This is a genomic window from Candidatus Babeliales bacterium (genome assembly GCA_035944115.1).
Taxonomy (GTDB): Bacteria; Babelota; Babeliae; order Babelales; family Vermiphilaceae; genus DASZBJ01.
In genome coordinates this window covers 72,122-97,719 of the sequence record DASZBJ010000038.1, presented here as the reverse complement: position 1 = coordinate 97,719, position 25,598 = coordinate 72,122, and the positions used below count along the sequence as shown (strand labels likewise).

24 protein-coding genes and 1 tRNA gene are annotated in these 25,598 nt (G+C 37.6%); 12 read left to right on the top strand and 13 right to left on the bottom strand.

Annotated elements, in window-relative coordinates:
• Positions 1 to 62 precede the first annotated feature (62 nt).
• Positions 63 to 1,316, top strand: a complete 1,254-nt coding sequence (locus VGT41_04685; GenBank protein ID HEV2601571.1) for a hypothetical protein — start codon at positions 63 to 65, stop codon at positions 1,314 to 1,316.
• A gap of 80 nt (positions 1,317 to 1,396) precedes the next feature.
• Here the strand turns inward: VGT41_04685 and VGT41_04680 are convergent, their stop codons facing one another.
• The 6 genes from VGT41_04680 to VGT41_04655 all read right to left on the bottom strand — a co-directional run bounded on the left by VGT41_04680 (position 1,397) and on the right by VGT41_04655 (position 6,962).
• Positions 1,397 to 1,606 (bottom strand): hypothetical protein, encoded by a 210-nt coding sequence (locus tag VGT41_04680; GenBank protein HEV2601570.1) that lies wholly within the window; start codon positions 1,604 to 1,606, stop codon positions 1,397 to 1,399.
• A 235-nt stretch (positions 1,607 to 1,841) separates the two neighbouring features.
• Complete coding sequence (locus tag VGT41_04675; GenBank protein ID HEV2601569.1) at positions 1,842 to 2,393, bottom strand: hypothetical protein; 552 nt, start codon at positions 2,391 to 2,393, stop codon at positions 1,842 to 1,844.
• A gap of 9 nt (positions 2,394 to 2,402) precedes the next feature.
• Positions 2,403 to 3,149: a hypothetical protein gene (locus tag VGT41_04670; protein ID HEV2601568.1), complete on the bottom strand. Its 747-nt coding sequence runs from the start codon at positions 3,147 to 3,149 to the stop codon at positions 2,403 to 2,405.
• The gene (locus VGT41_04665; protein ID HEV2601567.1) at positions 3,149 to 3,706 is read right to left on the bottom strand and encodes a hypothetical protein; all 558 of its coding nucleotides are present in this window, start codon (positions 3,704 to 3,706) and stop codon (positions 3,149 to 3,151) included. The genes VGT41_04670 and VGT41_04665 overlap by 1 nt, the downstream gene beginning before the upstream one ends.
• Positions 3,707 to 3,879: 173 nt before the next feature.
• Positions 3,880 to 5,340: an Asp-tRNA(Asn)/Glu-tRNA(Gln) amidotransferase subunit GatB gene (gene gatB / locus VGT41_04660; protein ID HEV2601566.1), complete on the bottom strand. Its 1,461-nt coding sequence runs from the start codon at positions 5,338 to 5,340 to the stop codon at positions 3,880 to 3,882.
• An 89-nt stretch (positions 5,341 to 5,429) separates the two neighbouring features.
• The gene (locus VGT41_04655) at positions 5,430 to 6,962 is read right to left on the bottom strand and encodes an Rne/Rng family ribonuclease (protein ID HEV2601565.1); all 1,533 of its coding nucleotides are present in this window, start codon (positions 6,960 to 6,962) and stop codon (positions 5,430 to 5,432) included.
• A 158-nt stretch (positions 6,963 to 7,120) separates the two neighbouring features.
• Between VGT41_04655 and VGT41_04650 the strand changes: the two genes are divergently transcribed.
• Complete coding sequence (locus VGT41_04650) at positions 7,121 to 7,786, top strand: OmpA family protein (protein HEV2601564.1); 666 nt, start codon at positions 7,121 to 7,123, stop codon at positions 7,784 to 7,786.
• Between the two features lie 57 nt (positions 7,787 to 7,843).
• Here VGT41_04650 and VGT41_04645 read toward each other — a convergent pair whose 3' ends face one another.
• The 4 genes from VGT41_04645 to VGT41_04630 form a co-directional block, all read right to left on the bottom strand.
• The gene (locus VGT41_04645; protein ID HEV2601563.1) at positions 7,844 to 9,058 is read right to left on the bottom strand and encodes a glycosyltransferase; all 1,215 of its coding nucleotides are present in this window, start codon (positions 9,056 to 9,058) and stop codon (positions 7,844 to 7,846) included.
• 90 nt (positions 9,059 to 9,148) lie between these two features.
• Positions 9,149 to 10,519, bottom strand: a complete 1,371-nt coding sequence (gene mnmE / locus VGT41_04640) for a tRNA uridine-5-carboxymethylaminomethyl(34) synthesis GTPase MnmE (protein HEV2601562.1) — start codon at positions 10,517 to 10,519, stop codon at positions 9,149 to 9,151.
• Between the two features lie 13 nt (positions 10,520 to 10,532).
• Positions 10,533 to 11,165, bottom strand: a complete 633-nt coding sequence (locus VGT41_04635; GenBank protein ID HEV2601561.1) for a hypothetical protein — start codon at positions 11,163 to 11,165, stop codon at positions 10,533 to 10,535.
• Positions 11,166 to 11,327: 162 nt separating this feature from the next.
• A tRNA-Gly gene (locus tag VGT41_04630) sits at positions 11,328 to 11,403 on the bottom strand.
• A 209-nt stretch (positions 11,404 to 11,612) separates the two neighbouring features.
• On the opposite strand from VGT41_04630, the gene VGT41_04625 reads away from it, so the two are divergent.
• From VGT41_04625 to VGT41_04610, 4 genes are all read left to right on the top strand, one after another.
• Positions 11,613 to 11,876 (top strand): hypothetical protein, encoded by a 264-nt coding sequence (locus tag VGT41_04625; GenBank protein HEV2601560.1) that lies wholly within the window; start codon positions 11,613 to 11,615, stop codon positions 11,874 to 11,876.
• A 4-nt stretch (positions 11,877 to 11,880) separates the two neighbouring features.
• A complete protein-coding gene (locus VGT41_04620) occupies positions 11,881 to 12,147 on the top strand; it encodes a type II toxin-antitoxin system YafQ family toxin (protein HEV2601559.1) in 267 nt (88 codons plus the stop codon).
• A 209-nt stretch (positions 12,148 to 12,356) separates the two neighbouring features.
• Positions 12,357 to 12,956 carry a Holliday junction branch migration protein RuvA gene (gene ruvA, locus VGT41_04615; protein ID HEV2601558.1) on the top strand — a complete coding sequence of 200 codons (600 nt, stop codon included), beginning with the start codon at positions 12,357 to 12,359 and terminating at the stop codon, positions 12,954 to 12,956.
• A gap of 18 nt (positions 12,957 to 12,974) precedes the next feature.
• Positions 12,975 to 14,297 carry an amino acid carrier protein gene (locus VGT41_04610; GenBank protein HEV2601557.1) on the top strand — a complete coding sequence of 441 codons (1,323 nt, stop codon included), beginning with the start codon at positions 12,975 to 12,977 and terminating at the stop codon, positions 14,295 to 14,297.
• An 85-nt stretch (positions 14,298 to 14,382) separates the two neighbouring features.
• Here VGT41_04610 and VGT41_04605 read toward each other — a convergent pair whose 3' ends face one another.
• The 3 genes from VGT41_04605 to VGT41_04595 form a co-directional block, all read right to left on the bottom strand.
• On the bottom strand, positions 14,383 to 16,017 hold the full coding sequence (locus VGT41_04605) for a hypothetical protein (GenBank protein ID HEV2601556.1): 1,635 nt from the start codon (positions 16,015 to 16,017) through the stop codon (positions 14,383 to 14,385).
• 78 nt (positions 16,018 to 16,095) lie between these two features.
• A complete protein-coding gene (gene ybeY / locus VGT41_04600) occupies positions 16,096 to 16,548 on the bottom strand; it encodes an rRNA maturation RNase YbeY (protein ID HEV2601555.1) in 453 nt (150 codons plus the stop codon).
• Positions 16,545 to 19,010 (bottom strand): valine--tRNA ligase, encoded by a 2,466-nt coding sequence (locus tag VGT41_04595; GenBank protein HEV2601554.1) that lies wholly within the window; start codon positions 19,008 to 19,010, stop codon positions 16,545 to 16,547. Before VGT41_04595 ends, ybeY begins: the two co-directional genes overlap by 4 nt.
• Before the next feature lie 181 nt (positions 19,011 to 19,191).
• Between VGT41_04595 and VGT41_04590 the strand changes: the two genes are divergently transcribed.
• From VGT41_04590 to VGT41_04565, 6 genes are all read left to right on the top strand, one after another.
• Positions 19,192 to 20,019, top strand: a complete 828-nt coding sequence (locus tag VGT41_04590) for a sulfotransferase domain-containing protein (protein ID HEV2601553.1) — start codon at positions 19,192 to 19,194, stop codon at positions 20,017 to 20,019.
• 17 nt (positions 20,020 to 20,036) lie between these two features.
• The gene (locus VGT41_04585; protein HEV2601552.1) at positions 20,037 to 20,876 is read left to right on the top strand and encodes a sulfotransferase domain-containing protein; all 840 of its coding nucleotides are present in this window, start codon (positions 20,037 to 20,039) and stop codon (positions 20,874 to 20,876) included.
• Positions 20,877 to 21,024: 148 nt separating this feature from the next.
• The gene (locus tag VGT41_04580) at positions 21,025 to 21,861 is read left to right on the top strand and encodes an Rpn family recombination-promoting nuclease/putative transposase (protein ID HEV2601551.1); all 837 of its coding nucleotides are present in this window, start codon (positions 21,025 to 21,027) and stop codon (positions 21,859 to 21,861) included.
• A gap of 14 nt (positions 21,862 to 21,875) precedes the next feature.
• Positions 21,876 to 22,964, top strand: a complete 1,089-nt coding sequence (locus VGT41_04575; GenBank protein ID HEV2601550.1) for an HD domain-containing protein — start codon at positions 21,876 to 21,878, stop codon at positions 22,962 to 22,964.
• 84 nt (positions 22,965 to 23,048) lie between these two features.
• Positions 23,049 to 24,413 carry a TolC family protein gene (locus tag VGT41_04570; GenBank protein ID HEV2601549.1) on the top strand — a complete coding sequence of 455 codons (1,365 nt, stop codon included), beginning with the start codon at positions 23,049 to 23,051 and terminating at the stop codon, positions 24,411 to 24,413.
• Positions 24,414 to 24,423: 10 nt separating this feature from the next.
• Positions 24,424 to 25,593: an efflux RND transporter periplasmic adaptor subunit gene (locus VGT41_04565; protein ID HEV2601548.1), complete on the top strand. Its 1,170-nt coding sequence runs from the start codon at positions 24,424 to 24,426 to the stop codon at positions 25,591 to 25,593.
• The last annotated feature ends 5 nt before the right edge of the window (positions 25,594 to 25,598 follow it).

Genomic DNA, 25,598 nt, shown 5'->3' with positions numbered 1-25,598 from the left:
AATAAAAAACAAACAATCTCCTCTTTTTTATAGCACGATAATGTAACCAAAAGGATTAATAGATGATCACCGCTCGAACAATGTATAAATTATCTATCATAGTAAGCACAATTAGCTATGGATCTTATATGTGTAGCATGGGACTCACCTCATTACACGATATACCTCTCAAGCCTCCCTACCATTGTGAGTCACTGTTTCAATGCTCTGCGCTTGGGCAAGCAGGAATTTCAACACGCACATACGATTCTGAAAAGCATTGCAATAATGCATTGCGCATCTGGAACAGCGATCAAAATATTCTTGCAATGGCAAACGGAAATCCAAATGATCCACTTCTACTTGAGCTAGCCGCCCTCCTTACAACATTTAAAGATGATGGCGTAGAGGGACGCATAATTCCTACAGGAAAACTGGACCTTCGCTACAGCTTCTCTTTTGCCACACGATTTATTTTTAATCATGGCCTGTCTCTCGGTTTTTATCTTCCTGTCTATAGCATGCGACTATCAAATGTATCTTGGTGCTATGACAGTGAGCTAAACCCCAATAATGAAGCATTTAAAACTGAAATTGTTGATAATTTAGCCACTATTGTTAATAAGTATGGCAGGGGACTTTCGATTGAGGGATGGCATCGTACCGGTTTAGGAGACGGCGTTTTATTACTTGAATGGCTAGAAAATTTTAAACAAGCAAAACCCTTTTTAAAAAACGTACAGCTCAATGCACGCATAGGATTATCACTACCAACAGGACTAAAACAAGACGATGATAAAATATTTGCATTGCCATTTGGACATGATGGAGCAACGGGGCTTATTTTTGGTGGCAGTATTGAACTGACACTAGGAGACTATATGTATGCAGGTGTGGACGTGGAACTACTCCATTTATTTGGCAACAGCCGATACCGCCGCGTCAAAACCGATCACAGTCAGACCGATCTCTTACTCTTACAAAAAGCATGTGCATATAAAGATTGGGGACTCACGCAACAGTTTAATTTATACATAGGATTTGAGGAGTTTTGCAAAGGCTTATCATGCAGACTGAATTACCAATACCTAAAACATGGTGATGACAAAATCGCAGTTGATTTTCCTTATCACTCAAATCGTATTGCCAATACAGCAGTCAGCTTACAAGAATGGACCGCTCATACTTTTGTAGGAAAAATAGGGTATGATTTTGGGTGCCACTTGCCTGAAGCGTCAGCGCGACCCTCATTATGGTTATATGGAAAAATTCCATTCAATGGACAGCGATCTGCATTATTCAGTGCAGTCGGCCTTATTTTCTCTTGTGAATTTTAAAAACAAAAAAGTTTAAAAGCGAAAAAGAGGGTGACCAAAGTCACCCCTTTTTTTATTAACAAATTTAGCTAGTGTAGGATTTAGCTACGTTTCGCTTTATTGTCGCATGACCGATCATCACATTCTTCTGATTTGTTTTTACCAGCGTGTATGTTTTTGTTCTGATCTTTATCAGCATGTTTGTTGTGCTGATTTTGCTGACCATGTTGATTTTGTGGAGTTGCAGATTTTGGATTAACAGATTTATCTGTAGATCTATCCATCTTTTTATCCATTGGTTTGTTATTCATAAGTAATCCTCCTAAAAATTGAATATTAAATAGTGTACGTATATAACAATTAGATAAGGCCAATGCCCTCTGATTGCATATACAAAAACAGGTATATATATTTCATTCAAATATATACATTAGAGCTCTATATGGTTAAAAGTAACAAATAGAATAACTAAAAAGCAATGGTTTAAACCTTTTATTTTCAATAAAAATCGTCTCTAGGCATAAAATAGGCTCTAACCAAGATCCTTTATAACAAGAATGCAGAAATCAGCCTTTTGATCCGTATTGCCCCCTGCTCGACAACATCAAACAAATCGGCATAACAACAATATAAAATAACCTTGGCAACTGTTTTATATATAATAATTTCTAATGCCACAAGCACCACTGCGCGCGCAAACCCAAAATAAGTAATAAAAACCTGTAATGACTGTGGAATCAAATGTACACCAATTAACGATGGGAGGCTTCCACCCCCAATATATCGTAATCCCCTTAAGATAATATTTTCTTGAGTAATAAGCATCGGCGCATGATATGTATAATAATAAATATTTGCCACGCGCCATAACAAGTACAATGCTGCAACCGCATCAATCGATTTTCGCATTTCTTCGTAGGTGTACCATAACACTGGTTTTTGTTTAATTTTTTCTGCTTGGGCAATTATTTGTGGTTTTTCCTTGATAATCGCCTGGACCGCCTGATCAAAAGATGTATCTTTACTATCTTTTGTGTATACAGGACATGATACAATACCGCACAATACAATTGCCCAACCTGTGTACAGAATACGCATATATAACACCTAAATGTTCACGTGCATCCATTGCTCAAGAATTTGCTTCAAAAAATTAAGCCTATCAATATAATAATGCACCTGCTGTATCAAATCTGTCTGCTTAGGAAATAAAATAGACATATACATTCTATCAATCCGCGCATGTAAAGAAATAAATTGATGCATACGATCAAGCTCATGATCCACATCACGAGAAAACAGCCCCATCAACATAAGATTATTACGTTGTAACTCCGCAAATATATATTTTCTTTGAATTGCTTCATACAGTTCATGCGCAACTACCTCGACACTCAGCTCTTGTAATACCGCCGTTGGTACATCGGATCGCCACACCGCCCAGGAACCTTCACTTCCTATCAATCGCGAGGCCCGCATTAATTTAGTAAGCACTAATAAATAGGCGCAAATTGATAAACCAACCCCCCATCGCGCCGTATAATGCAAAGAATTATGCATATTTCCAAACACCGTAGAAAACAAGCCCTGCGGGTGCTGCTCAGGCAAATCATCCAAAGAGGTCTGAACCATTTTTTGCGGCACATGCTTGATTGGTTCTGGAACAGGATTAGTTTGCACACTCGAATTGCTTATCGCCTTGCTTATGCTGTTTATATTTAACCTTATATACAGATCCCCATTTTTTGCTTTATTAACTTTAAGTTCCCCTTCACTATTACCATCAGCTCCCGCCTTTATATGACAAAAAAACGTAATAAACGGAACTATGAACACAAATTGCTTTCTCCACATTACTCCCACTCCCCTGTTATAGGATTATACTTCACACCCTCATATGCTATTATAAACTTCTCCAATGGACTATTAAACCAAGTGCGCTTGTTGATCCTTTTTTCCTCTTCTAAAAAATGTCCATAAACAGTATCTATTACATGATCTACAAACTCTTTTCCATACTGTTTTTCAAGAACAGGTCTATTTTGACGCATTTTTTTATAATGACCCCTAAGACTAGCAAAATTTTCTTCTCTTGCTGAAAGTGTTAGATATTTTTCTCGCTTATACTTGGAAAAATGGGCCATATTTTCTACCCATTTTTCATAAGAAACCCATCTCATTCTGTGCAATAACTCTTTATCAATATATTTACTGCAGTCTTCTGGATCTTCCTTTTCTTTTTCTAACTTGCCATTACTAGCAGCATCTGCCTTACTACCACTTTCCGCGTTAACAGTAATATCTATATACGTATTCCCATCTGCCCCCACTGTTTTTTTTGCTTCTACTGCAGGAGGGGGCGCTGCAAAGGATACAGAGATACCACAAAAAACAATCAACAGTCGCTTCATATAACTCCCTTTTACTTCTCATCTCAATCATCAATGCCAACGCCGTTTACCATAGTCCGCATCACCAAAAAAAACAAGAGTATATAAATATCGCCTGTGTTACAGATACAAAAAATAATAAGCGCAGGAAACAATTCCTACGCTTATTAATAGATCAAAAAAAATTATATAATTTACTGTAGATGTTTTTTCAAAAGGTCTTGAATCACTGCCGGACTTCCTTTACCCGCTGTTTTCTTCATCGCTTGTCCTACAAAGAATCCAAATAGCTTATCTTTGCCCGATTTATACTCCGCAACACTTTCAGGATTAGCAGCAATGATCTCTTTAATGATTACTTCCAGTTCTTCTGTTGAACCAATCTGCTCCAGTCCTTGCTCTTTGATAATAACAACAGGATCTTTTCCTGTTTCCGCTACCATTGCAAAAATATCTTTCGCGGTGTGGTTATTAATTTTACCTGCATCGAGCAAATCAACAATACATCCTAAATAGGCTGGCGTCACTTTGCATTCAGACAATGATATCTTGCTTTCTTTGATATATCCCATCAGATCACGCAATATCCAATTTATGCTATTTTTACTTTTTGTTACTGCGCAAACTGCTTCAAAATAATTAGCCAGTTCCAAATCGTCAACGATAATCTCAGCTTCGTACGCAGACAGTCCATTTTCTTTTATAAATCGCTCAAATTTTTCATAAGGAAGCTCTGGTAACGTTACTTGTATACTGCTGATCCAATCTGGATTAACTTCCAATCGTGGCAGATCTGGGTCTTGAAAATAACGGTAATCCGCGGCTTCTTCTTTACCACGCATAACAATCGATTTTTTATTTTTACTATCCCAAAGACGCGTTTCTTGATAAACCTTGCCTCCAGCTTGCAGTACGTTGATCTGACGCTCTATCTCATACTCAATTGCATCACCAATAAACTTAAAAGAGTTAATATTTTTAAGCTCAACGCGAGTTCCTAACTCTTTTGCATCTTTTTTGCGCACAGAAATATTCGTATCTGCTCTAAATGCGCCTTCTTCCATATTTCCACTACAGATGCCAAGCTGCTGCACAATTAATCGTAATGCTCTCAAATATGCTTTTGCTTCATCTGTGCTTTCAATATCTGGATACGTAACGGTCTCTAAAAGCGGAGTCCCTGCGCGATTTAAATTTACAAAACTTTCATTACCATACGGAGAATGAATATTTTTACCCGCATCTTCTTCAATATGTATTCGTATAAGCCGAATATTTTTCACCGTACCATCCTCAAGTCGTATGGGCACGTATCCTTCCAGACAGATCGGCTTATCACTTTGCGTGATTTGATACCCTTTTGGTAAATCAGGATAAAAATAATGCTTACGTGCAAACGTCGAAATAGGATTTATCGTACAGTTGGTAGCAAGTCCCGCGGCGATCGCATAATCAACAACCTGTTTGTTAAGCACTGGCATAACTCCAGGATGCCCCGCACAAACATTACAGATGTTTTTATTAGGCTCAATAGTCACTTCATTAGGACATGAACAAAAAATTTTACTTTTAGTCGTAAGCTGAGTGTGTACCTCTATACCAATATTAATCGTATAATCTGGATACCGACTCAATACTGAATCCTGTTTTGACACAATAATTCCTTAATTTTTGCATACTAAAAAATAAGGCCAACGATATGCATCAATTGACCATATTTCAAGATCTAAACGTAATTACTGTATCACTTTTTTTCAATTGTGTATTGCCCAGTGGCAAAATCAGCCATTCGAACCACCTCTATTTTACAAGAACACATTTTTTCAAGTTGTAATATCGCATCATATTCTGTCGATGTTATATAATCAAACATGGCCGAGCTAACCCCAAGAAGGATCTTTTTGTAATCCTTACCTTGCGCAATCGCTGTTTTTAATTCTTTAAAAATTGCATAACAATCAGTTTGTAGCGATTTTATAAAACCAAGACCATGGCAAGCGCGACATGTATTAGTAAGTTCTTGTACTAATGTTTTACCCGACCGCTTGCGTGTCATTTCAACAAGTCCAAATTCTGAAACTTTCAAAACAACTGATTGAAATTTGTCTTTTTCTTTTAGGGTTTTACCGAGCGTATTGAATAACTTGTTGCGATTTGAACTGCTGCTCATATCAATAAAATCAATCACAATCAGTCCGCCAATATTACGCAATCGCAACTGACGCACCACCTCTCCAGCGGCTTCTAAATTAGTTTTAAAAATAGTGTCTTCTAAACTTTTTTTACCGGTGAAGCGACCAGTATTAACGTCAATTACTGTCATAGCCTCAGTCGATTCTATAATCAAAGAACCACCAGATTTTAAATTGACCTGTTTTTTTAACGCAGCTTCAATTTGTGCTGAAATGTTATAGTAATCAAAAATATTTGCTTGGTCAGTGTATATGTGAATGTTCTGGCTGTGTTCAGGCGCAATATCTTTTACAAATTTATACATTCTACGCTGCGCTTCTTTGTCATCCACAATAATAGATTCAACATCATCATCTAAAGAATCACGCACTACCTGAAACTCTAAATCTAAATCCTCATGAATTTTTTCTACTGACTGCGCTGCTTTAAATTTCTTTTGAATCTGTTTCCACGTTTCAACCAAGAAGTCGATATCTTTTATTAAATTTTTCGAACTCTGTTCTTCTGAAGTAGTACGGATAATGGCGCCCATGCCTTCAGGTAGGTGTCCGCGCACTATCTCTTTAAGTCGTATTCGTTCTTCTCTCGATTCTATTTTCTTAGAGATACCAATACGAGGAATATTTGGCATCAAAACAATAAATCGTCCTGGAAGAGTAAAACACGTTGTTAATTTAGGACCTTTTTCATAAATAGGCTCTTTACTCACTTGCACTAGAACCGGATCACCTTCTTTAAATATATCTTTAATATCCGGAGAATGGTGGGTTCGTTTTGATATTTTTTTTACTGGCTCTTCATCTTTTACCGGCTCGTCATCATCAATTTGCGTTGTGGCGCTAATTTTTTGTATTGCAAGTTCATGATCGACTTCAGAAATATGAAGAAAACCTGATTTTTCTTGCCCAATATCAACAAAAGCACTCTGCGTTCCTGCAATTACTTTAGTAATAATTCCTTTAAAAAAACTACGCTCAAGCTGAGTTCCTTGGTGAGGAGCAAAATAAATATTTTGCAACTCTTGATTATCCAATATAGCTATTCTTGTTTGCCAAGGAGTTTTGTTGATTATTATTTTTTTCATCCTATATCCATTGTAATTAACTCTCCATGCGACATAACACGGAGATATTTTAAATAGTGTTAATATAACTGATAATCATCTTCATGAGTAGAAAATTGATCAAACTTGTGTTAAAGTTGCGTCTGGTAGCTTTTATATTTAAACGAATTGAGGACATTATGAAGAAATTTGGTTTATTATCGTTAGTGCTACTCGTAAGTTTGCCTGGATGTGGTGGAAGTCGTAAAAAAGACAAAAGAAACCAGCCAGCAACTGTTGCAAAAAGTAAAAAAGATACGCGCATGAATATCGATATCCCATTAACAAGCTCAAGTTCATTTGATGAAGAAATGGGAGAGTTTATCTCAAATGATGAGCTTGGTCTTGCCAATAATGGAACATTCTCTGATCCATTTACTGATGATTTTGCTTGGGTGGAAGCAACATACAACAACAATAACCCTTGTAAAAACATACAGTTTGAGTTCAACTCATATGACCTTACAAAAAACCAAGAAGAAAATATTGCACACAACGTAGCTCTTGTTAAAAGTGCTATAGAAGAATGCAAATTCTTTGGTGATGAAGCAGATCTACCAAAGGTTGTTATCGAAGGACATGCATGCAAATCAGCAGGCGCTGCTGCTTATAACTTAGCGTTGTCTGAAAAAAGAGCCCGAGTTCTCGCTGATCGATTCATCAATGCTGGTGTTCCTCAAGAATGCATAGAAATTGTAGGACGCGGTTCAGAAATGCCTGTTGTTGTTAATGGCGTCGCTATAACTGGTGACCGCACACAACAAGCTCCTAACAGACGTGATGAAATCCATATCATCTACTCATAATTAAGATCAAAAAAAGGGACTGCCATAAAAGTAGTCCCTTTTTTCTGGAAATTACCATTAATCTAACAAATTCAATTTCGACGCGATTCGATATTCTTGAAAAGTTCGCGCTTGCACCACAACCGACGTTTCGAGTAATCGACCTACCATCTGTTGCAAACCGATCAATCCATCCTTCTTTTCAAAATTCATGATTCGTTGTTTTACCTTCTGCAGCTCCTCGGGATTTGCCAACCAATACGTAATCATATCAACCGCTTGCTTATAATTTTTTATTGAAACACCAAATTCAAGACGTTCAACAAGTACGTGATTCTCTTTTTCCCACTGTATAACCGTGTCAGCAGTCGCATCAAGTAACATTGGCACGTTCATATACAATCCTTCACAAAAACTCACTGAGCCCGATTTTGTGAGCAAAATATCAGATATCGCCATAATATCAGCCACGCGATCTGTAAAGCCAATAACCATTTTCGTGATATGTTCAGGATATGCAATGTCTTCAATTTTCTGTTTCATCTCATGATTTTTACCCACACCAAAAATGATATGTACCGGGTATGAAATTGAAGCGAGCTCTTGAGCAAACGTATATTGCGATGGTGAACCAAGCGCACCAAGAAGCACAAAAACCACGGGTTTATCTGCTGGAATTTGTAGCTCTTTTTTGATTGCAGCGGAGTCTTTCTTTTGTGTAAAAGCTGGGTGCACCGGGTATCCCGTTACAACAACATTGTCTTGAGAAACTGCATATTTTTCTACATGAGATAAAAGCACTGGATCGCTAAACGGTACCGCCAATTTGAATAATTTATCATCACAATATTCCATGTTATGCAAATAAATAAATGGATCTAAATCAGCAGTGAATAGTAAAAACGGAATCCCTAATTCTTGCGTTGCCTCTAAAATTCCTTGATTGGCATACGGTATTACAGAAATTACTAAATCCGGCTTCTCTTCTTCTAAATAGACTTTGAGTAATCTTTTGGTCCGTTTATGATAAAAACCATAATACATACTACCTAACTTATAAAAAAGACCATTGAAAATCTTTAAGCTTTGTTTTGCAAGAAGATGATTATATAAATCTTCACCCGTATATTTTCCAAATGTTAATGTCTGTATAAGATCAATAGATCCTAACACGGATGCAAAGATATAGGATGGCACTATTTGATAGGCACCCGACAAATGCTCTGCAAGCGCTTTGGTAACTGATATCTGTCCGCCACCGCCAGAAGAAGTAAAAATAACAATTTTTTTCATATTTTTATTCCCTAAATTCGTATTAGATCCCTATCACAACCCATTAGATAAAGCTGTTGAACAATCCAACAACCTTGCCCTTTTAATTTTTTATTTTCCAATGCAGAATTCCTTAAATATTGTATTCAGAACTTGCTCGCTCACTGTTTTACCAGTCAACTCACTCAAACATGCAAGTGCATCATTTAAATGACATGAAACAAGTTCATACGCAATTTCACGAGAAACCATCGCTTGCACTATCATCAATTTTTTTTCTAGCGAAGATAGTACATTAAACTGACGCATATTAAGTAAAAAAGGCGCATTTGCTTGAGCACATAATTCTGCCACCTTTTCTTCTATCTTTTTTTCTAACAAATCGATATTTTCTTCCGTTTTTGTTGAAACGAATAAAATATTTTTAGATTTTCTTTCAAACTCGCTGAGCAAATCACTTTTATTACACACCGTTATAATCTTATCATTATAGGTACTATATAACTCATCAATAACCACTTGCTCTTTATCAGATACCACACGTGCACCATCAAGAATCAACAATATCACGTCACTGCACGCCGCATGCCTAAATGATATACCGATCCCTTCCTGTTCAATAACATCATCTGTTTCACGAAGTCCAGCAGTATCAATTAATGTCCAATATTGATCGTTACGATACATACCTGCTTCAATTGCATCTCGTGTCGTTCCGGCAATGCTCGTCACAATCGATCGCTTTTTATGAAGCAATGCATTAAACAAAGAAGATTTGCCCGTATTTACCGATCCTATAAGCGCAATGCGTATGCCATCTCTTATGCGTTGCTGCTGATCAAAGCTTCTTTTGATATCTGCAATAGATCCCAACGTCGTCGCTACAATTCCAGAAATTTGAGCATCAAATGTCATCTCTTCGTCTATAAATTCAAACGAAGCTTCGCATAATGCCATTGCTTTTAAAATAGCATGTTCGATCTGAGCAATAGCGTGAGAAAAGCTACCTTCTAACTGCGCCAATGTTTTTTTAAGACCCTGCATGGTATGTGCATGAATAAGCTCATTAATCGATTCTGCCTGCAATAAATCCATTTTACCATTCAGCACTGCACGCTTACTGAATTCACCTTCTTGCGCCATACGCGCACCAACAAAAACCAAGCGATCAATGATCGCTTGCACAATAAACTGATTGTTGTGACAGGTAATTTCAACCGTGTCTTGCCCTGTAAACGTTTTTGGTGCTCGCATTAAAAAAAACATCACCTGATCAATCAGGCGATGCTCCGTATCAACTATCGTGCCATAATGAATAGAATGTGATGGTAATGCCATCAATGACTTTTTACCTGGTAACAGACTTACTCGTGAAACAATATCCACGCTATCAATACCTGAAACGCGGATCAGGGCAATTGCTCCCTTTCCAATTGGAGTACATTGCGCAACAATTGTTTCTAAATCATGATTTTGCATCATATAACGTACAATTTTACTCACTCAATAGAATGATTTTAAATCCACGGAAATTCTTTTTAAATTTATTACGCAGCACCTGCATCAAAACATGTGCAAAGCTTCTGAAAACCGTACGTTCTTTTTCTTTATCTGCAAACAAAGGAGTATTAAAACTAATTTTTAAATAATACCGCTTAACGTCAAAGGTAAAGCCACTGTTTGGTTTACCAAGCAACTGCAAAGCACCATTCATCCAACTGGTAATTTCAGCAGTCATAGCATCCGTCCAAAAAGGTTCATTCTTTTTTTCAACCCTCTCTTGGGTATTGGCTTGCTGCTGCTCTGCTGCCACTCTTACCGGCTTTACGTGTTGCTTTTGCTGAGCTGGTGCTGGCGTGTGTGTTGGTTTTTCAGTAGGAGAAATATGTTTTTGCTGCACAGGAGCGGATTTATACTTAGTCTGCTTTTTTTCCTGTTTCTCCCCAACCGCTGGAGTGGCATAATCAAATAATATTGCGATTTTTGCAGGAGTTTTCGTCATCCCGATGAAGTTTTTTTCTGATTCCTGAAATACACGGACAGAGAATTCTTGTGGTTTGCCCGCTTGCTCCCATCCCTTTTCTATAGCTTTTGCTACTGATGAAGCTTCTTCTATAATCGATTTCATAATATAAACCTTTTGATTTCTATCATCTCTATGATGTATCACGATTATTACGTGTAGGAGATGATTTTCATAGCTAATACGATAAATTAGATACTGTTGATGGTAACAGAATTAACGGCTTTTACCAACTTTCACATAAAAACAACGGTTTTTTACAAAAGATGGAGTGGGAAACGGGATTCGAACCCGCGACCTTTGCCTTGGCAAGGCAACGCTCTACCAACTGAGCTATTCCCACATAATTTTCAAATAATTCAATGTCTTAAAGGGTACCATGTGATCCGTATTTGTCAACGAGTTTTAGATGAATTCGTTGCTTCAACGTGGTAACTTTCTCGTTTGTCTCAAATAAAAAACAGCCTTTTTTAAGTAAATACATATCAACGTATTTAATTTTTTATGTATTTATGGTACAATAAGAGAAAAACATATTAAAAGAGGACTATAATGACAAATAAGACCAATACACGGGTTACCATAGATATTCCAACAGTCGACCATAAAAAACTCAAAATGCTCGCAGCTTTTTATGGCAAAAGCATGCGAGAAGTTGTTGTAGAACTTTTAGAGCGCGGACTAGAGCATTATTCAGAATGCCCAGAAAGCCATATTCCGAATGAAATAACGAAACAGGCTCTTGATGATTTAAAAACAAAAAAAGGCCTCAAGAAAGCAGTTACCGTAGAAGAGCTTTTTAAAAAACTGAGTTAACGACATGCTCATTATAGTCTGGCAGTCACAATTTAAAAAAGATTTTAAAACTGCTATAAAACAAAAGCATAATATGGAAAAACTGGCCCATATCATTAGCGAGCTTCAGCTCAATAGGCCACTTCCTCCCAAAAATAAAAACCATAAACTCAAAGGCAATTATTCCGATTGCTGGGAGTGTCATATTGAACCGGATTGGCTTTTGATATACCAGTTAACCACTGAAGAATTAATTTTAATAAGAACAGGATCGCATTCTGAATTGTTTTAACCACCCATAACAGTTATTTTCGCCGTAGAAGGCATATGTCATGTCCTTAGAATTACTAAATCTGTAACTTTAGCCACATGATATACGCAAGCCCTATCTTTCTTCTATCAACAAACAGCATGACATTCTCCTTGCCTAACCTCCTTTTTTTAGGTTTACTGAGTAACTGTATTTCTCAAAAAAAGTTCGAATCGCACAGAAAGATTTATATGTTGAGCTATGTCACTGGGTTAGTAAAATTAAGCGATAAGCAGCAGATCGTCATTGATGTTGGCGGTATTGGCTTTACAATCCAAGTACCCAATGGCACTGCTTTTACTCTCAATGAACCTACCACTATCCAAACATATCTTCATTGGAATCAAGAACAAGGTCCTTCTCTTTTTGGATTTTCAACGGAATTAGATAAAACAGTTTTTTTGCTTATCATCAGTTGCTCGGGTCTTGGTCCAAAAATTGGATTAACTATCCTTGATAGCCTTGGCGCAGCAGCTTTTTTAGAAGCAGTACAAACCGGTAACGATGCAGCGCTCTATAAAATAAACGGCATTGGCGCAAAGAAAGCAGAACAAATTATCGTACAACTCAAACACAAAGTTGCCCAACTACTCAAATCGGGCATCGACTTAGGATCTACGGGGACTGTTAAGCAATTAAGCACCGTTTCGCAAGTGCTTTCTTCGCTTAACTACACACAGACAGAAATTAGCCGCACCATGAAACATCTTAACGATGCATATCCCGATAACATACTTCCTTTTGATGTACTCATGCGACATGCACTATCATTTTTATCGAAACTCAAATAATCGACATTAAGGATTTCTATGAATTTCATTGAATTTTTTAAATGGTTTGACGATCTTATCGCCCTACCAGCAGTAATTATATTTTTAGGCACTGGCCTACTTCTTACTTTTAAATTACGATTTCTCCAATTTCATGGCATTGCGCGATTAATCACCATTATTAAAAATGGCCTTCCCGCTGCAAGCCAAAAAGATGCTAATCATATCACGCATATGATCAGCCCTTTCCAAGCGTTGTGCACCGCAATGGGAACTACCATCGGCATGGGAAATCTAATGGGGCCTCCTCTTGCTGTGTTCATCGGCGGTCCCGGGGCGCTTTTTTGGTTGATGGTGTATATCTTTTTCAGCTCTGCAACAAAATTTACCGAAGTAGTTTTTGCTCTCCATACACGAATCAAATCAGCTAGTGGCGAAATCATTGGCGGACCAATGCGCTATTTGGAAGTAGTACATCCTTATCTGGCACATTGGTATGCATGCATCATGCTTTTTGTATTCATCAGCTGGTCGAGTGTACAATCAAACACCATAGCGCAAGTATATGCACAAGAAGGCATGCCAATCTGGCTCACCGGCTTTATCATCACCTCTTTAGCATATCTGGTACTGATTGGTGGATCTGAACGAGTAGGGGAAACAGCAAGTAAACTCGTTCCATTCATGTTTTTCTTTTACGTTATCTTTGCACTCGTATTTCTCTTTCAAGATATACCCGCGCTTAAAAATGCCCTGATTTTAATTTGTAAAAGCGCTTTTACCCCTTCTGCTGCAGTTGGTGGTGCTGTTGGAGCTTCGATCTATCAAGCAATGCGTATGGGCTTTTACAAAGGAATTTTTATTACTGAAGCAGGCATGGGAACCTCATCAATTCCTCATGCGGTAGCAAACGTACAATACGCAACTGATCAAGGATTGCTTGCAATGTTTTCTATGGTTTCTGATGCGCTGCTATCGATGCTTTCTGGCATGTTAGTGCTGGTTAATGGTGTGTGGATGCAAGGTGAATTTAGATCAACATTGCTGTATGAAGTATTTGTGCTCAAATCTCCGCTGCTTGGAAAATATGTTTTTTTAATCACCATAACACTGTTTGTATTCACTACTTTGATTGGTAATAGTTACAACGGTAGACAGGTCTTTGGCGCATTAACCAATTTTCGTTACGTTAACAGTTATTTGATCATCAGTATGATTTTAATATTCTGCGCAACGCTCGTACAACCTAAAATTGTATGGGGGTTCATGGAGTTCTTACTGCCATTTGTTGCAATACCAAACTTAATCGGATTACTCATTTTGGCATATCGATACCCACACGTACTGCAGGTGCACAAGTAAGAGAACGTTATTGTACAAAAAAAAGAGCTCAGAAAATACTGAGCTCTTTTTTTATTTCTTTTTAGTGCCTATTCTCAGAAAATCTTCAGTCTCCCGACTTTATCTTCTGACGAGTCTGCGCACGCATCCATACAGCAGCGGTTGATGCAGATATATCTGGAGTCGGTGTAAGAATTGGTTGGTCTGGTTGCGTGTGAATAGCATTATTTTTCTCAACTTGAGCACCTAAAACCTTCTGCTGCTGCTCTTTACTCGCTTGACCGGTTGGTGCAGGTATATCTGATGCTAGTGGTGGAGTCGATGTAAGAATTGGTTGCTCTGGTTGCGTGTGAACATCGCCTTCTTGCGCAACCTGAGTACTGCTTGGTTTCTCAAGCTGAGCACCCAAAACTTTCTTTTGCTGTTTTTTATTTGCTTGATCTGCGAGCATTTGTGTAACCTGCTTCTCTGTTTGCAAACGCTGTGCACGAGTTGCTGCAATCTGAGGCTCCAATACTACTTGTGGAGATAATTTCATGATTCTCTCATGCAATAACGTTGCTTGTAAAAATGCATGCTTTTCAGACATTTGTAAATTATCGCGCTCTTGTTCGCTTAACGTATCACTCAATCTTTTTTGCGCTGCAATTACATTTAGCTGACTTTCTACAAGCACCAATTTATTCTGTATATCCTGTTGTTCTGCACGTTGTTGTTGTAAGGCATTAGTTATTGTTGCTTGCTGCGATTCCCTTTGCTTAAGCCGCGCTATGTTCTCCAAATATGCTTGAGGTCCATTCCGAATAATCTCATAAGCCGCATATCCAGCAGTTATTCCTAGAACAGGTAGATTCTCCAATACACCCATCATTTTCATGGCTACCATGCTCATCAAGGTTGAACGCAGAGCTATTCCAAGTTCTTGAGTGAGCCCTCCTCCTCCTAAAGGCCGACTAAGAAAATCCATTCCCGCTAATATCGTTTCCCCCGTTGATGAGTTGTCTGCAAAATCAGACATGCTAACCTGAACCGATTTTTTAGAAGGCTTAGGTGGTTTACTATCTTCTGGAGGTCTCAACGGTGGATAGTCTGCCTTACGCAAATTTCTCACCGTATTCGGATCGAAATACATGTTCCTTATATGTGCTTGCGGATTGCTCGATTTCGTTATACCTGAAGACAAATCTCGCGTTTCTTTATTTTCTTCTCCAGCTTGTGAAGGCGCCACAGGGACCTTTCCTCTAAACACAAACCGTAGAGCCTGACCTGGAGTAAGGCTGCCAGTAACAGACCTCAAGCGGGCCATAAAACCAATTTGCGATGCTGCCTTCTGGAGATTAGTATGATTATCTTGACGACCAGATTGTTCTTTCGTTTCTTCTTCACACCTTACAACTGGGCTCTTTTGATTCTTGGGAGTCACACGACGACGACCAAACATTGCTTCCATTTCCTCGTCGGGTTCAACGACTGGCTTCTTGCGAACCCTTGGAACCACGCGACCGGTTAAACTATCGAATGTTAAATTTTTTCGATTCAGCCAAGGCATGTACAAGAGAGTCTGTTCAGCTGGTACAGTTTCTCCTTTGCTCCTTCGCCTCTGAGGAATAGATTCTTCAGGAGAATCATGCCAATTTACATGCTCATCACTATCAGCAGCCTTTATTTTTCCCGGTAAAATCAAAAAAATAGCTACAGAAATTACATAGCTAATTTTATATATCTTTTTGTCTCGAACCATGAAGAACCTCATTATTTAGGTTATTACCCTTATAAACAACTAAATAAAAATCGCTTCACTGCTCTCTCAAGCTCACTTTTACTTTGCAATCAATGCTAACAACTGCATCTCTTTTTTATGCATTGTTTCATAATCAGCATCTTCTATATGATCATGCCCCAGCAAGTGACATATCCCGTGCACCAGCAATTCCTGCATACGCTTTTCAAACGTCACATCGTAGTTCTGCGCATCGTTATACACATATTCAAGCGAGATGATCAAATCGCCTAAATTTTTATCATCCTCTGTTTCTACTTTTATCGATTGACCAGCAGGCAACTCAGTATGATAGGGGAACGATAAAATATCTGTTGCCTTATCTTTGTCGCGATATTCACGGTTGTATTTGCGAATCGTAGCATTGGTTGTCAGCAGAATTCCAATATCAAAATCTGAATACCCCAAAGCATCCAGAAGTGTTTGCGTATCCCGTTCTAACTGTGCCACGTCCACCGCAATCTTACGCTGCCTATTTTTAATTAAAATCATATCACCACACTTGCATGCCAAAGAGTGTCAACTTCTTGCAATGTACTTTCACCAAGCGATGCAACAACGTTAAATTTCAGATCCTGCGCATGCGTGATCCCAATAATCATTTGCTGTTCCTGCTCTAAAGCCCGAATCACTGCTCCATCTTGTGCGTATACCGTTAACGTAGCAAGCGGTGCTTTTAATGAAAGCATTCGCTCGGTTTTTAATTTTCGTACCGTCGCTGCAAGGCTATTAATCGCTTGCATCGTCACCACACTCTTATCAAAAACATATGCATGCTGAATGTCCGCAAACCGGGTTTGATGCAAGGAAGCAATCTTCAGACGGTTTTTATACACCGATTCATACAACAGCTCTGTAACATGCGGCAGATATGGTGCATACAACTGCAAGAACCGTAAACCAATGGTATACAAGGTCCATCGCGTTGCAATCACTTGCTGCTCATCATATTGTTGTGGATTGAATAACTGATTTTTAATCAGTTCTAAATAGTTATCACAAAAATCATTCCAAAAGAACGGTTCAACTACTGCCAATGCTGCACCAAATTCATGATTTTCAAATTGTTCTTTGTATTTTTTAAAACAATCAGAAGCTTGATGCAAAATCCACTCATTAACCACACCAAGATGCTTTGGCATTTGTTCAGGATCTACCGTTGCAATATGCTCTTCTATAAATCGAAATGCATTCCATAACTTGGTAATGAGTCTCAATCCAACTTTTAACTGACTTTCAGAATAAGCAACGTCATAGCCAAGACCACCTGATGCCGTCCAATAACGAATCGCGTCTGCCGGGTATTGCTCAAGCAATGTCTCTGGCGCAAGCTTGCCACCACCTTGTGATTTGGAAAGTTTTTGGTTGGCGTCGCTGAGCACATGCCCTGAAATTACAATTTCATTCCACGGTGCAATGTCATGATGCATCCACGATTTTACAATAGTATAAAATGCCCAGGTACGAATAATATCATGTGCCTGTGGACGCATACTCATCGGTAAAAATTGTGGTACTTTTTCTGCAAACGGTGTTGATGATGGCGCATATAACTGCGCAAGAATATACGGCGTGATAGATGACGTATTCCACGTATCCATTACATCAGTATCTGGCACCGTGTTAGTGCTACCGCACGTAGTGCACACTTTTGTACACGCAACTTCTTGTGGATCGATGGGCAACTCACTAGTATCCGCAAATAGCATCTGGTTACAATCTTGACAATGCCATACCGGAAAAGGGATACCAAAAAAACGTTGGCGTGATAAACACCAATCCCAGCCAATGTTTTTCACCCAATCTTTATAACGGGCTTTCATAAATGATGGATACCAAGCAATATCATCTGCAAGCGCAAGCAACTTCTTCTTATGATCAAGAATGTTTAAAAACCATTGTTCTAAAGCGATATATTCTATCTCTTTTTTACATCGCTCATGTACATTAACCGCATGGGAAATAGCTCGTTGATTCAGCAAAAGACCTTGCTCGCGCAAGGTTTCAATAATTTTTGCACGCGCTTCTGCTACCTTAAGTCCTGCAAACTGTCCGGCAATTTCTGTGCAAGTGCCATCAAAATCAATAGTTTTTTTATACGAAAAATTAAATTTCTTAAACCACGCAATATCGGTTTTATCTCCAAAGGTACAACACATTACCAGTCCTGTGCCCTTGTCTATTACCACTGCATCATCAGCTAAAATCGGAACTGCGAAATCAAACAATGGAACGGTCGCCTTAGTGCCTTTTAAATGCTGATACCGTTCATCTTTAGGGTTATACAACAACGCTACGCATGATGGCAAAAGTTCTGGACGCGTTGTTCCAATCACTAAATCATTGCCTTCACTATCTTTAAAAACAATGTCATTAAAAAATGAATTTTGTTCAATATCATCTAATTCTGCTTGCGCCACAGAGGTGCGACAAGTAGTACAATACAAAGCCGGTTCATGCTTACGATAAATAAAACCTTTTTTATACAGCTTGATAAATGATTCCTGTGCTAGCTTTCGAGTGCTTACTGATATTGTTGAATAGCATAAATCCCAATCAACAGAAAGCCCCATCTGCTGCCACAACAATTTAAATTGCTCTTCAACTTCATGCGTCTCTTGCAAGCATAGCTCAATAAAAGCTGATCTACCCAATTTATGCGCTGAAACTTTTTTCTTTTTTTCTACATACCGCTCTGTTGGCAACCCATTATCGTCAAAACCAAACGGATAAAAAACAGAAAAACCATTCATCCGCTTATAACGGGCAATAACATCAGTTTGGGTATAAGAAAATATATGACCCATGTGCAACGAACCGGAAACCGTAGGAGGTGGTGTGTCAATCGTATACAATGGACCAGAATTATTATCCGCACTATACGTTTGCTCAGCCGCCCATTTTTGTTGCACTTTTGGTTCAAAAATTTTATGATCGTACCGTTTATCTAACATAAAGATTCTTCATAGAAATTTTTTTGTGTCTCAATTAATTATTAATAAAATCATACAATTCGAGTTTATAGATAAACTTTTTTTGGTCAAATATGCATAAATACCCTATAAATCGATAACGCAAATAAAATTTTCATGAAATCACAGTAGAAAATATTTTTCACCTAAAAAAGGAAAATGTATGAAGGATCAAATAGTATCTCTTGCCATAGCAATACTGCTATGTGCCTCGTTTTCATATTCGGCTTTCCATCAACAGATTTTGGAAATTTCTGCTCCAAAGACCGGCACCAACCTTGCAAAAAAATGTATACAGCTACTGACAAACAGAAAGTCTATACATAACGTCCCCTGGAGAAATTGGCGTGGCGATGAACATTTCAATAAGTTTTACACCATTCGAACCGCGCGAGATTTAGAATATATGATGCATCTTCCTGCAGATAAGTTTTGGCGCCTGCATTTAATGCATAATGAACGGTACGCAACACTATTTACCCAAAACAACATGACGCTTTTTTTTATATATCGTGACCCACGCGATCAGATCATCTCATTTGTGTTTTATTATATGAAAATCAATAAAACGACCATTAATATTAATGACGCTATTACTGATTTAATAACAAAAGGAACCCTTTACCGCTTGCGACCAATTGCAAATCACAATATATATCAACTGTATCAAGCCTATCTACCATGGATGCACCATCCCAATGCATTGGCTGTACGCTTTGAAGATTTAGTTGGCCCTAATGGCGGTGGACCACAAGACGCACAATATAAAACGGTGAGAGCTATGGCACAACATCTACAGCTTGACCTTTCGGATAAAGAAATTGCCACCGTTGCTGACTCTCTATTTGGTTCTACATTAAGTCATACATTCCGTAAAGGACAAATCGGTAGCTGGAAAGAACATTTCACTGATGAGCATAAGCAACTGTTTAAAGAAATCGCCGGACAATTACTCATCGATCTAGGATATGAATCGGATATGAACTGGTAACAACCTTAAGGAATACTATGAAAAAAACGTATATACTTTCAATTCTTTTATCTAGCGCCTTGCTCCTTTGTGCTTCACTCTCATTTGCAAAATCTCAACATCAACAGATGCTGCAAGTTTCCATATTAAAATGCGGCACTAACCTTGGAAATAAATGCATTCAATTACTCACCAATAGAAAACCAATCTATAATGTCAGTTCAATCACCCTGACTGAAAAAGAACGATTGAGTAAATATTTCCTGATAGATTCAGAAAAACATCTCAATGCTCTCATGAATCTGCCGGCTAATGCATTCTGGTGGATGCATTTGTTGTATGATCCTGCCATCGCGACTGCTCTTGAAAAAAACAAATCAAAGCTATTTTTTATGTATAGAGACCCGCGCGACCAAATCATTTCTTTCATTTTTTATTACATGAAAATCTACAACACCACAATCGATGTACACGATGCCATTACCGACTTGATTACTCAAGGAGCTTTATATGGTGAACGTCCTATCGTTAACCACAACATCAATGAACTCTATCAACGGTATTTACCATGGATGCAATATCCTGGAATCCTTAATATACGATTTGAAGATTTAGTTGGTTCTCGTGGCGGAGGATCTGATGAAAAACAACTTGAAACGGTACATGCAATAGCTCGTCATCTAGAATTAACTCGCTCTGATGAAGAATTAAAAATAGTTGCCGAGTCTCTTTTTGGCCCTAACTTAAGTCATACATTCCGACAAGGACAAATTGGTGGATGGAAAGAATATTTTACCGATGAACATAAACGATTATTTAAAGAAGTAGCAGGGCAATTACTTATTGATCTTGGGTATGAACAAGATCTGAATTGGTGATTAATGTTTAAAAAAATGGGGTGTACATAGTTAGTGTGTACATCCTATATTTTTATTTTCCTAAAACGATAAATTCATATTAAAAAGTGAAACCAAAATAAAAAATGATACGCTTATTAATACAGATTTCTACTTTAAGGATAAAACTATGATTTTTATGGATCCAACCAGTGATATAGGATTTAAAAAACTGTTTGCCAATATGGCTCATAAAGATATTTTGATCAGTTTTTTAAATAGTGTATTAGAGCGAACCGAAGGAAATAAAATTATTGATGTTACTTTGAATGACCCTAATAATCTTCCCGAAATGCGTGAAGCCAAAATGAGCATCGTTGATGTACGCTGTACTGATCAGAAAGGACATCAATATATTATTGAAATGCAAGTCGACACGCAAAAACATTATGCCCTTAGAGCTCAATATTACAGTTCTATCGCATTAAGCAGGCAACTTGCAAAAAAAGAAAACTATGAAGAGTTAGTGCCGGTTATTTTTATTGGTGTGCTTGATTTCGCACTTTTTAACAACAACCCTCATTATGTTAGTCATCATTTTATTTTAGATAGTAAAACCCATGCACATGAACTGAAACATTTAGAGTTTCATTTTATTGAGCTTAAAAAATTTAATAAAGAAGTAGATGAGGATAGTTCTATCATTGATAAATGGATTTATTTCTTTAAACATGCGGCAACATTGCAAAAAATTCCTTCTTCATTAAAAAACCCTGAAATTAAAGAAGCTTTTGACGTGCTTGAGCGAGGCAATTGGTCACTAGCAGAACTAGAAGCGTATGATCGTTATTTAGATGAAAGGCGTTCTTATGCAGGAAAAATACAATATGCCGAAGAAAAAGCTGAAGAAAAAAAGGCTTTAGAAATAGCTAAAAATCTTTTAGATATTTTAGATATTTCAACCATTGCTACAAAAACAGGTCTTAGCGTAGAGCAAATAAAAAAACTTAAAAATAAAAACAAATAAAATTGGTACATGCTATGCTACACTTTACAAAAAAACTTATCCTTTTTTTCTTGATTTATAATCCTATTGTTGCCGATACGATAGAAACGTTCTATGGACCTGTTGATGTACAAGAACCCGTTCTTTTAGAGTTAATAACAAGTCCAGCTTTTCAACGACTGAAAGGCATTCATCAATATGGCGTTAGTTACTACACAACACATTGTGAAAATTATACCCGCTATGATCATTCGCTCGGTGTTTTTTTCTTGCTTCGCATAAATAATTGCTGCTTAGAAGAACAAATAGCAGGGCTCCTGCATGATGTTTCACATACCGTTTTTTCACATGTAGGCGATTGGATTTTCAAACGACAACACCAAGAAGAAGATTACCAGACTCTTACGCACGGCAATTATCTTGAACGGAGTGGCTTGAGTGAAATTTTACACAAGTATGGCTACACCATTGAAGATGTTTTACCGAAAAAAGAACTATTTCCTGCTCTAGAACAACCTTTACCAACACTCTGCGCTGATAGAATTGATTACAACCTACAAGGGGCTTTTTATCAAGGATTTATTACCTATCAAGAAGCGGCACGCATGTTTTATGAAATCAAATTCATCGACGGCCAGTGGATCAGCAATGATTATGAATTACTCAAAAAACTGGTACGGTTTTCTCTTTTTATGTCTCAAGATTGTTGGGGAAGCGCAACAAATTATGTACATTCAATGTGGCTTGCTGAAGCAATTTTAAGAGGCCTCGATATACAGATCATACACATGGATGATATTCGTTTTGGTGTAGATCAAGAAATATGGAATTGTTTATTAGATTCCAATGACCATCTGATTCGAAAAAATATGCATATGATTTTACATGCATCTGATTATCACAATCTTGTTGGCACTAAACAAGAAGCAAATCTTTTGGTTACCAGTAAATTTAGAGGGATCGATCCTTTTGTTATAATTGACGGGAAACGAGTTCGCTTAACCACCACCGATCCTGTACTAGCCGAAGAATTTCAAATCGCTAAAAATAGAATGTGTGATGGTTGGGCTATAAAAATTAATACTGCAATTATCGATGGTCAACCAGCAAACATCCTATTATAATCAATAAATCTTTTTATATCGTTGCAAATCACTCTCTACATTCCTTATGATAGCTTTAATTTAAATCCCATACGGAGAGTGTTAATGAATTTTGTATTAAAAAACATATACCGCTGCGTTTCATTTGCCGCATGTATATCATTTTTTTTATACACAGCAAAGATGGATGCTGCTCTTTCTCCGCAAAATCATCTACGTAGTAGCTCAATTCCAGAAACAGTTGCAACTGCATATAACTACCGTTCCAGCCTGCAAGCCCTTGATTACACTATCGACGCTGCGCATAAACAACTCGCAGTCGATCTTTCTGGATATCTTCCACATATCAGTACAGAAATATCATTCACTAAATTTCCTAACGTTTTTTCAAGTAACTTATTTAGCCCCACAACAGCTTTAACTAAGACCAACAAAATCTTTAATCTCAGTTGCGATCTTTTATTACTCGATTTTGCAGGACCTTATGCTCATTATAAAATTTCAAAACAAAAAATCGATATCGCACAGCTCCATAAAGAAAGCCATAAAAAGAGAATACGGTTTGAAGTCGAGCAAACAGCGCTTAATTCCTGGGCTCTCAAACAAAAAGAAAAAACTATTGCAGCACTAGATAATGCATCAATTTTTTCCATAAACAATGCAAAAGAATCAAAAAACATTGGTCTTATTGATATTACCCAATGGAGCGGCCAATGTGCTGCATTTAAACAAAGCGGTGCAACAATTGAAAACTATCACGAACAGGTGCAACAAACATTAGACACATTAAACAGTTTTATCGAAAGTCCTACCGCATACCAACCTGATGACTACGCTACCCATGATTTTATCGCCACTGCTATTGAGCAGGCGCAACAACATCCTGTAGAGCATTATCTTGAACTCGCTTATAAGAATCGCAGTAGCCTTGCTATACAAGATGTACACATTAAAATCTCATGCATGGAGCAAAGTTTATTAAAAAAATCGTACATACCCACCGTTTCACTATCAGTACAAGTGGCAAAAAACAGCCATGATCATGGCAAGCTGTTTATATCCCGTTTTGACAAAGTAGCCTGGGGAGTATTTACCAACATAACCTGGAATTTTGACGGTGGTACCAATGCTTTTAAAGCTGATCAAGCAAATGCGCAAATACTTGCCGCGCAGTCAGAAAAACGAGCATTGCAGGTATCCATCACCAATGAAGTACAAACGACATACTATGATTTACAACAACTACTGGAACAAAGGAATGCACAAAAAACAGCGCTACTTGATGCACAGACCAAGTACAAACGAAAACAGATAGAGTTTGAAACAGGATTATTATCATCTTTAGAACAAGCACAAGTCGACCTCGATTGGGCAAATGCACGATTCAACTTCATCAATATTGAAGTTGCAACAGCAAAAAAATATAGAGAGCTATTATTTGTATCTGGCTATCCATCACACTATATATAGGAATACATCTATGATAAATACGATAATGAATAAAATAATATATACCTGCTTTTTATGTAGCTTTATGCTACTTCTTGGTTTTTCAATTCATGAGTTTCTTCCTACAAAAAAAACTCATGAACTTTTCAGTACAGAAAAACCATTAATAACAACTATAACCAATGAAATTCGTGCACGAGGAAAATTAGAAGTGACTGACCTTCTTAAAATAGGTAGTAAAATTCCTGGCACTATTTTAAAAATGTATTATCAAGAAGGCGCACATGTAAAAAAGGGAGATCTTCTTGCCGATATTGATGATGGTAAAAGTGATACTGAAGTTCTACAAAGCGCTGCAGAGCTTAAACGACTAAAGGCTCTGCTTGCATATCAAAAATCATATTATACACGCCAGCAAGTTTTGTATGAAAATGGTTATATTTCACAGGATGCATTTGAACAAATAGAACGGGATTATAAAGTGGCGCAAGCAAATGTTGAAGCAAAACAGGCCAATCATCAACAAATAGTTCTCCTTTTTGATAACAAAAAAATCATTGCTCCAGAAAATGGATTCATACTTACAAAAAACTCAACTGAAAGTGAAACTGTTACCAATTCATCTCCCGCAACTATTCTCTACTCTCTCGCAAAAAATTCATCTATGGAAGCGCAGTTGGAAATTGATGAACCATATATTGGCAACGTCACTATTGGCACTCCGGTAACGCTTTCTTTTGACGCACTGCCTCATCAAATCATCAAAGGAACTATAACCTCAATCGGCAACGCTCCTATTAAATCTGGTGGCATGGTTAGTTATACTGCAATCGTACCAGTTGATAATTCTGAAAAACTATTCCGACTTGGTATGAGTACCAATGCGCATATCATTTTAGCCTCCACTGAAAATGCAGTAACTGTACCACAGTATGCTTTTGCTATATCTCAATCTATGATTAAAGATATTGCAGCAAAGCTACAATACTCAGTTCATACAATAGATGATGATAGTAAACAACAAAATAATTCCTTGAAAAAGGTTAAATATCTTTGGATATATAAAGATCATGCATTTTATGAAAAAGCAGTCACTATTGGTACACAAAATATTTTATCCGCCCAAATTACTTCTGGAATTGATGCTCAAGCGGATATAGTCATGGACGTTATACAACAAAATCTAAACAGTAGATATTAGAAAAA

Coding starts and splice junctions, on each gene's coding strand:
- VGT41_04685 (HEV2601571.1), top strand. CDS start 63: ATGATCACCGCTCGAACAATGTATAAATTATCTATCATAGTAAGCACA.
- VGT41_04680 (HEV2601570.1), bottom strand. CDS start 1,606: ATGAATAACAAACCAATGGATAAAAAGATGGATAGATCTACAGATAAA.
- VGT41_04675 (HEV2601569.1), bottom strand. CDS start 2,393: ATGCGTATTCTGTACACAGGTTGGGCAATTGTATTGTGCGGTATTGTA.
- VGT41_04670 (HEV2601568.1), bottom strand. CDS start 3,149: ATGTGGAGAAAGCAATTTGTGTTCATAGTTCCGTTTATTACGTTTTTT.
- VGT41_04665 (HEV2601567.1), bottom strand. CDS start 3,706: ATGAAGCGACTGTTGATTGTTTTTTGTGGTATCTCTGTATCCTTTGCA.
- VGT41_04655 (HEV2601565.1), bottom strand. CDS start 6,962: ATGAAAAAAATAATAATCAACAAAACTCCTTGGCAAACAAGAATAGCT.
- VGT41_04650 (HEV2601564.1), top strand. CDS start 7,121: ATGAAGAAATTTGGTTTATTATCGTTAGTGCTACTCGTAAGTTTGCCT.
- VGT41_04645 (HEV2601563.1), bottom strand. CDS start 9,058: ATGAAAAAAATTGTTATTTTTACTTCTTCTGGCGGTGGCGGACAGATA.
- mnmE (HEV2601562.1), bottom strand. CDS start 10,519: ATGATGCAAAATCATGATTTAGAAACAATTGTTGCGCAATGTACTCCA.
- VGT41_04635 (HEV2601561.1), bottom strand. CDS start 11,165: ATGAAATCGATTATAGAAGAAGCTTCATCAGTAGCAAAAGCTATAGAA.
- VGT41_04625 (HEV2601560.1), top strand. CDS start 11,613: ATGACAAATAAGACCAATACACGGGTTACCATAGATATTCCAACAGTC.
- VGT41_04620 (HEV2601559.1), top strand. CDS start 11,881: ATGCTCATTATAGTCTGGCAGTCACAATTTAAAAAAGATTTTAAAACT.
- ruvA (HEV2601558.1), top strand. CDS start 12,357: ATGTTGAGCTATGTCACTGGGTTAGTAAAATTAAGCGATAAGCAGCAG.
- VGT41_04610 (HEV2601557.1), top strand. CDS start 12,975: ATGAATTTCATTGAATTTTTTAAATGGTTTGACGATCTTATCGCCCTA.
- VGT41_04605 (HEV2601556.1), bottom strand. CDS start 16,017: ATGGTTCGAGACAAAAAGATATATAAAATTAGCTATGTAATTTCTGTA.
- ybeY (HEV2601555.1), bottom strand. CDS start 16,548: ATGATTTTAATTAAAAATAGGCAGCGTAAGATTGCGGTGGACGTGGCA.
- VGT41_04595 (HEV2601554.1), bottom strand. CDS start 19,010: ATGTTAGATAAACGGTACGATCATAAAATTTTTGAACCAAAAGTGCAA.
- VGT41_04590 (HEV2601553.1), top strand. CDS start 19,192: ATGAAGGATCAAATAGTATCTCTTGCCATAGCAATACTGCTATGTGCC.
- VGT41_04585 (HEV2601552.1), top strand. CDS start 20,037: ATGAAAAAAACGTATATACTTTCAATTCTTTTATCTAGCGCCTTGCTC.
- VGT41_04580 (HEV2601551.1), top strand. CDS start 21,025: ATGATTTTTATGGATCCAACCAGTGATATAGGATTTAAAAAACTGTTT.
- VGT41_04575 (HEV2601550.1), top strand. CDS start 21,876: ATGCTACACTTTACAAAAAAACTTATCCTTTTTTTCTTGATTTATAAT.
- VGT41_04570 (HEV2601549.1), top strand. CDS start 23,049: ATGAATTTTGTATTAAAAAACATATACCGCTGCGTTTCATTTGCCGCA.
- VGT41_04565 (HEV2601548.1), top strand. CDS start 24,424: ATGATAAATACGATAATGAATAAAATAATATATACCTGCTTTTTATGT.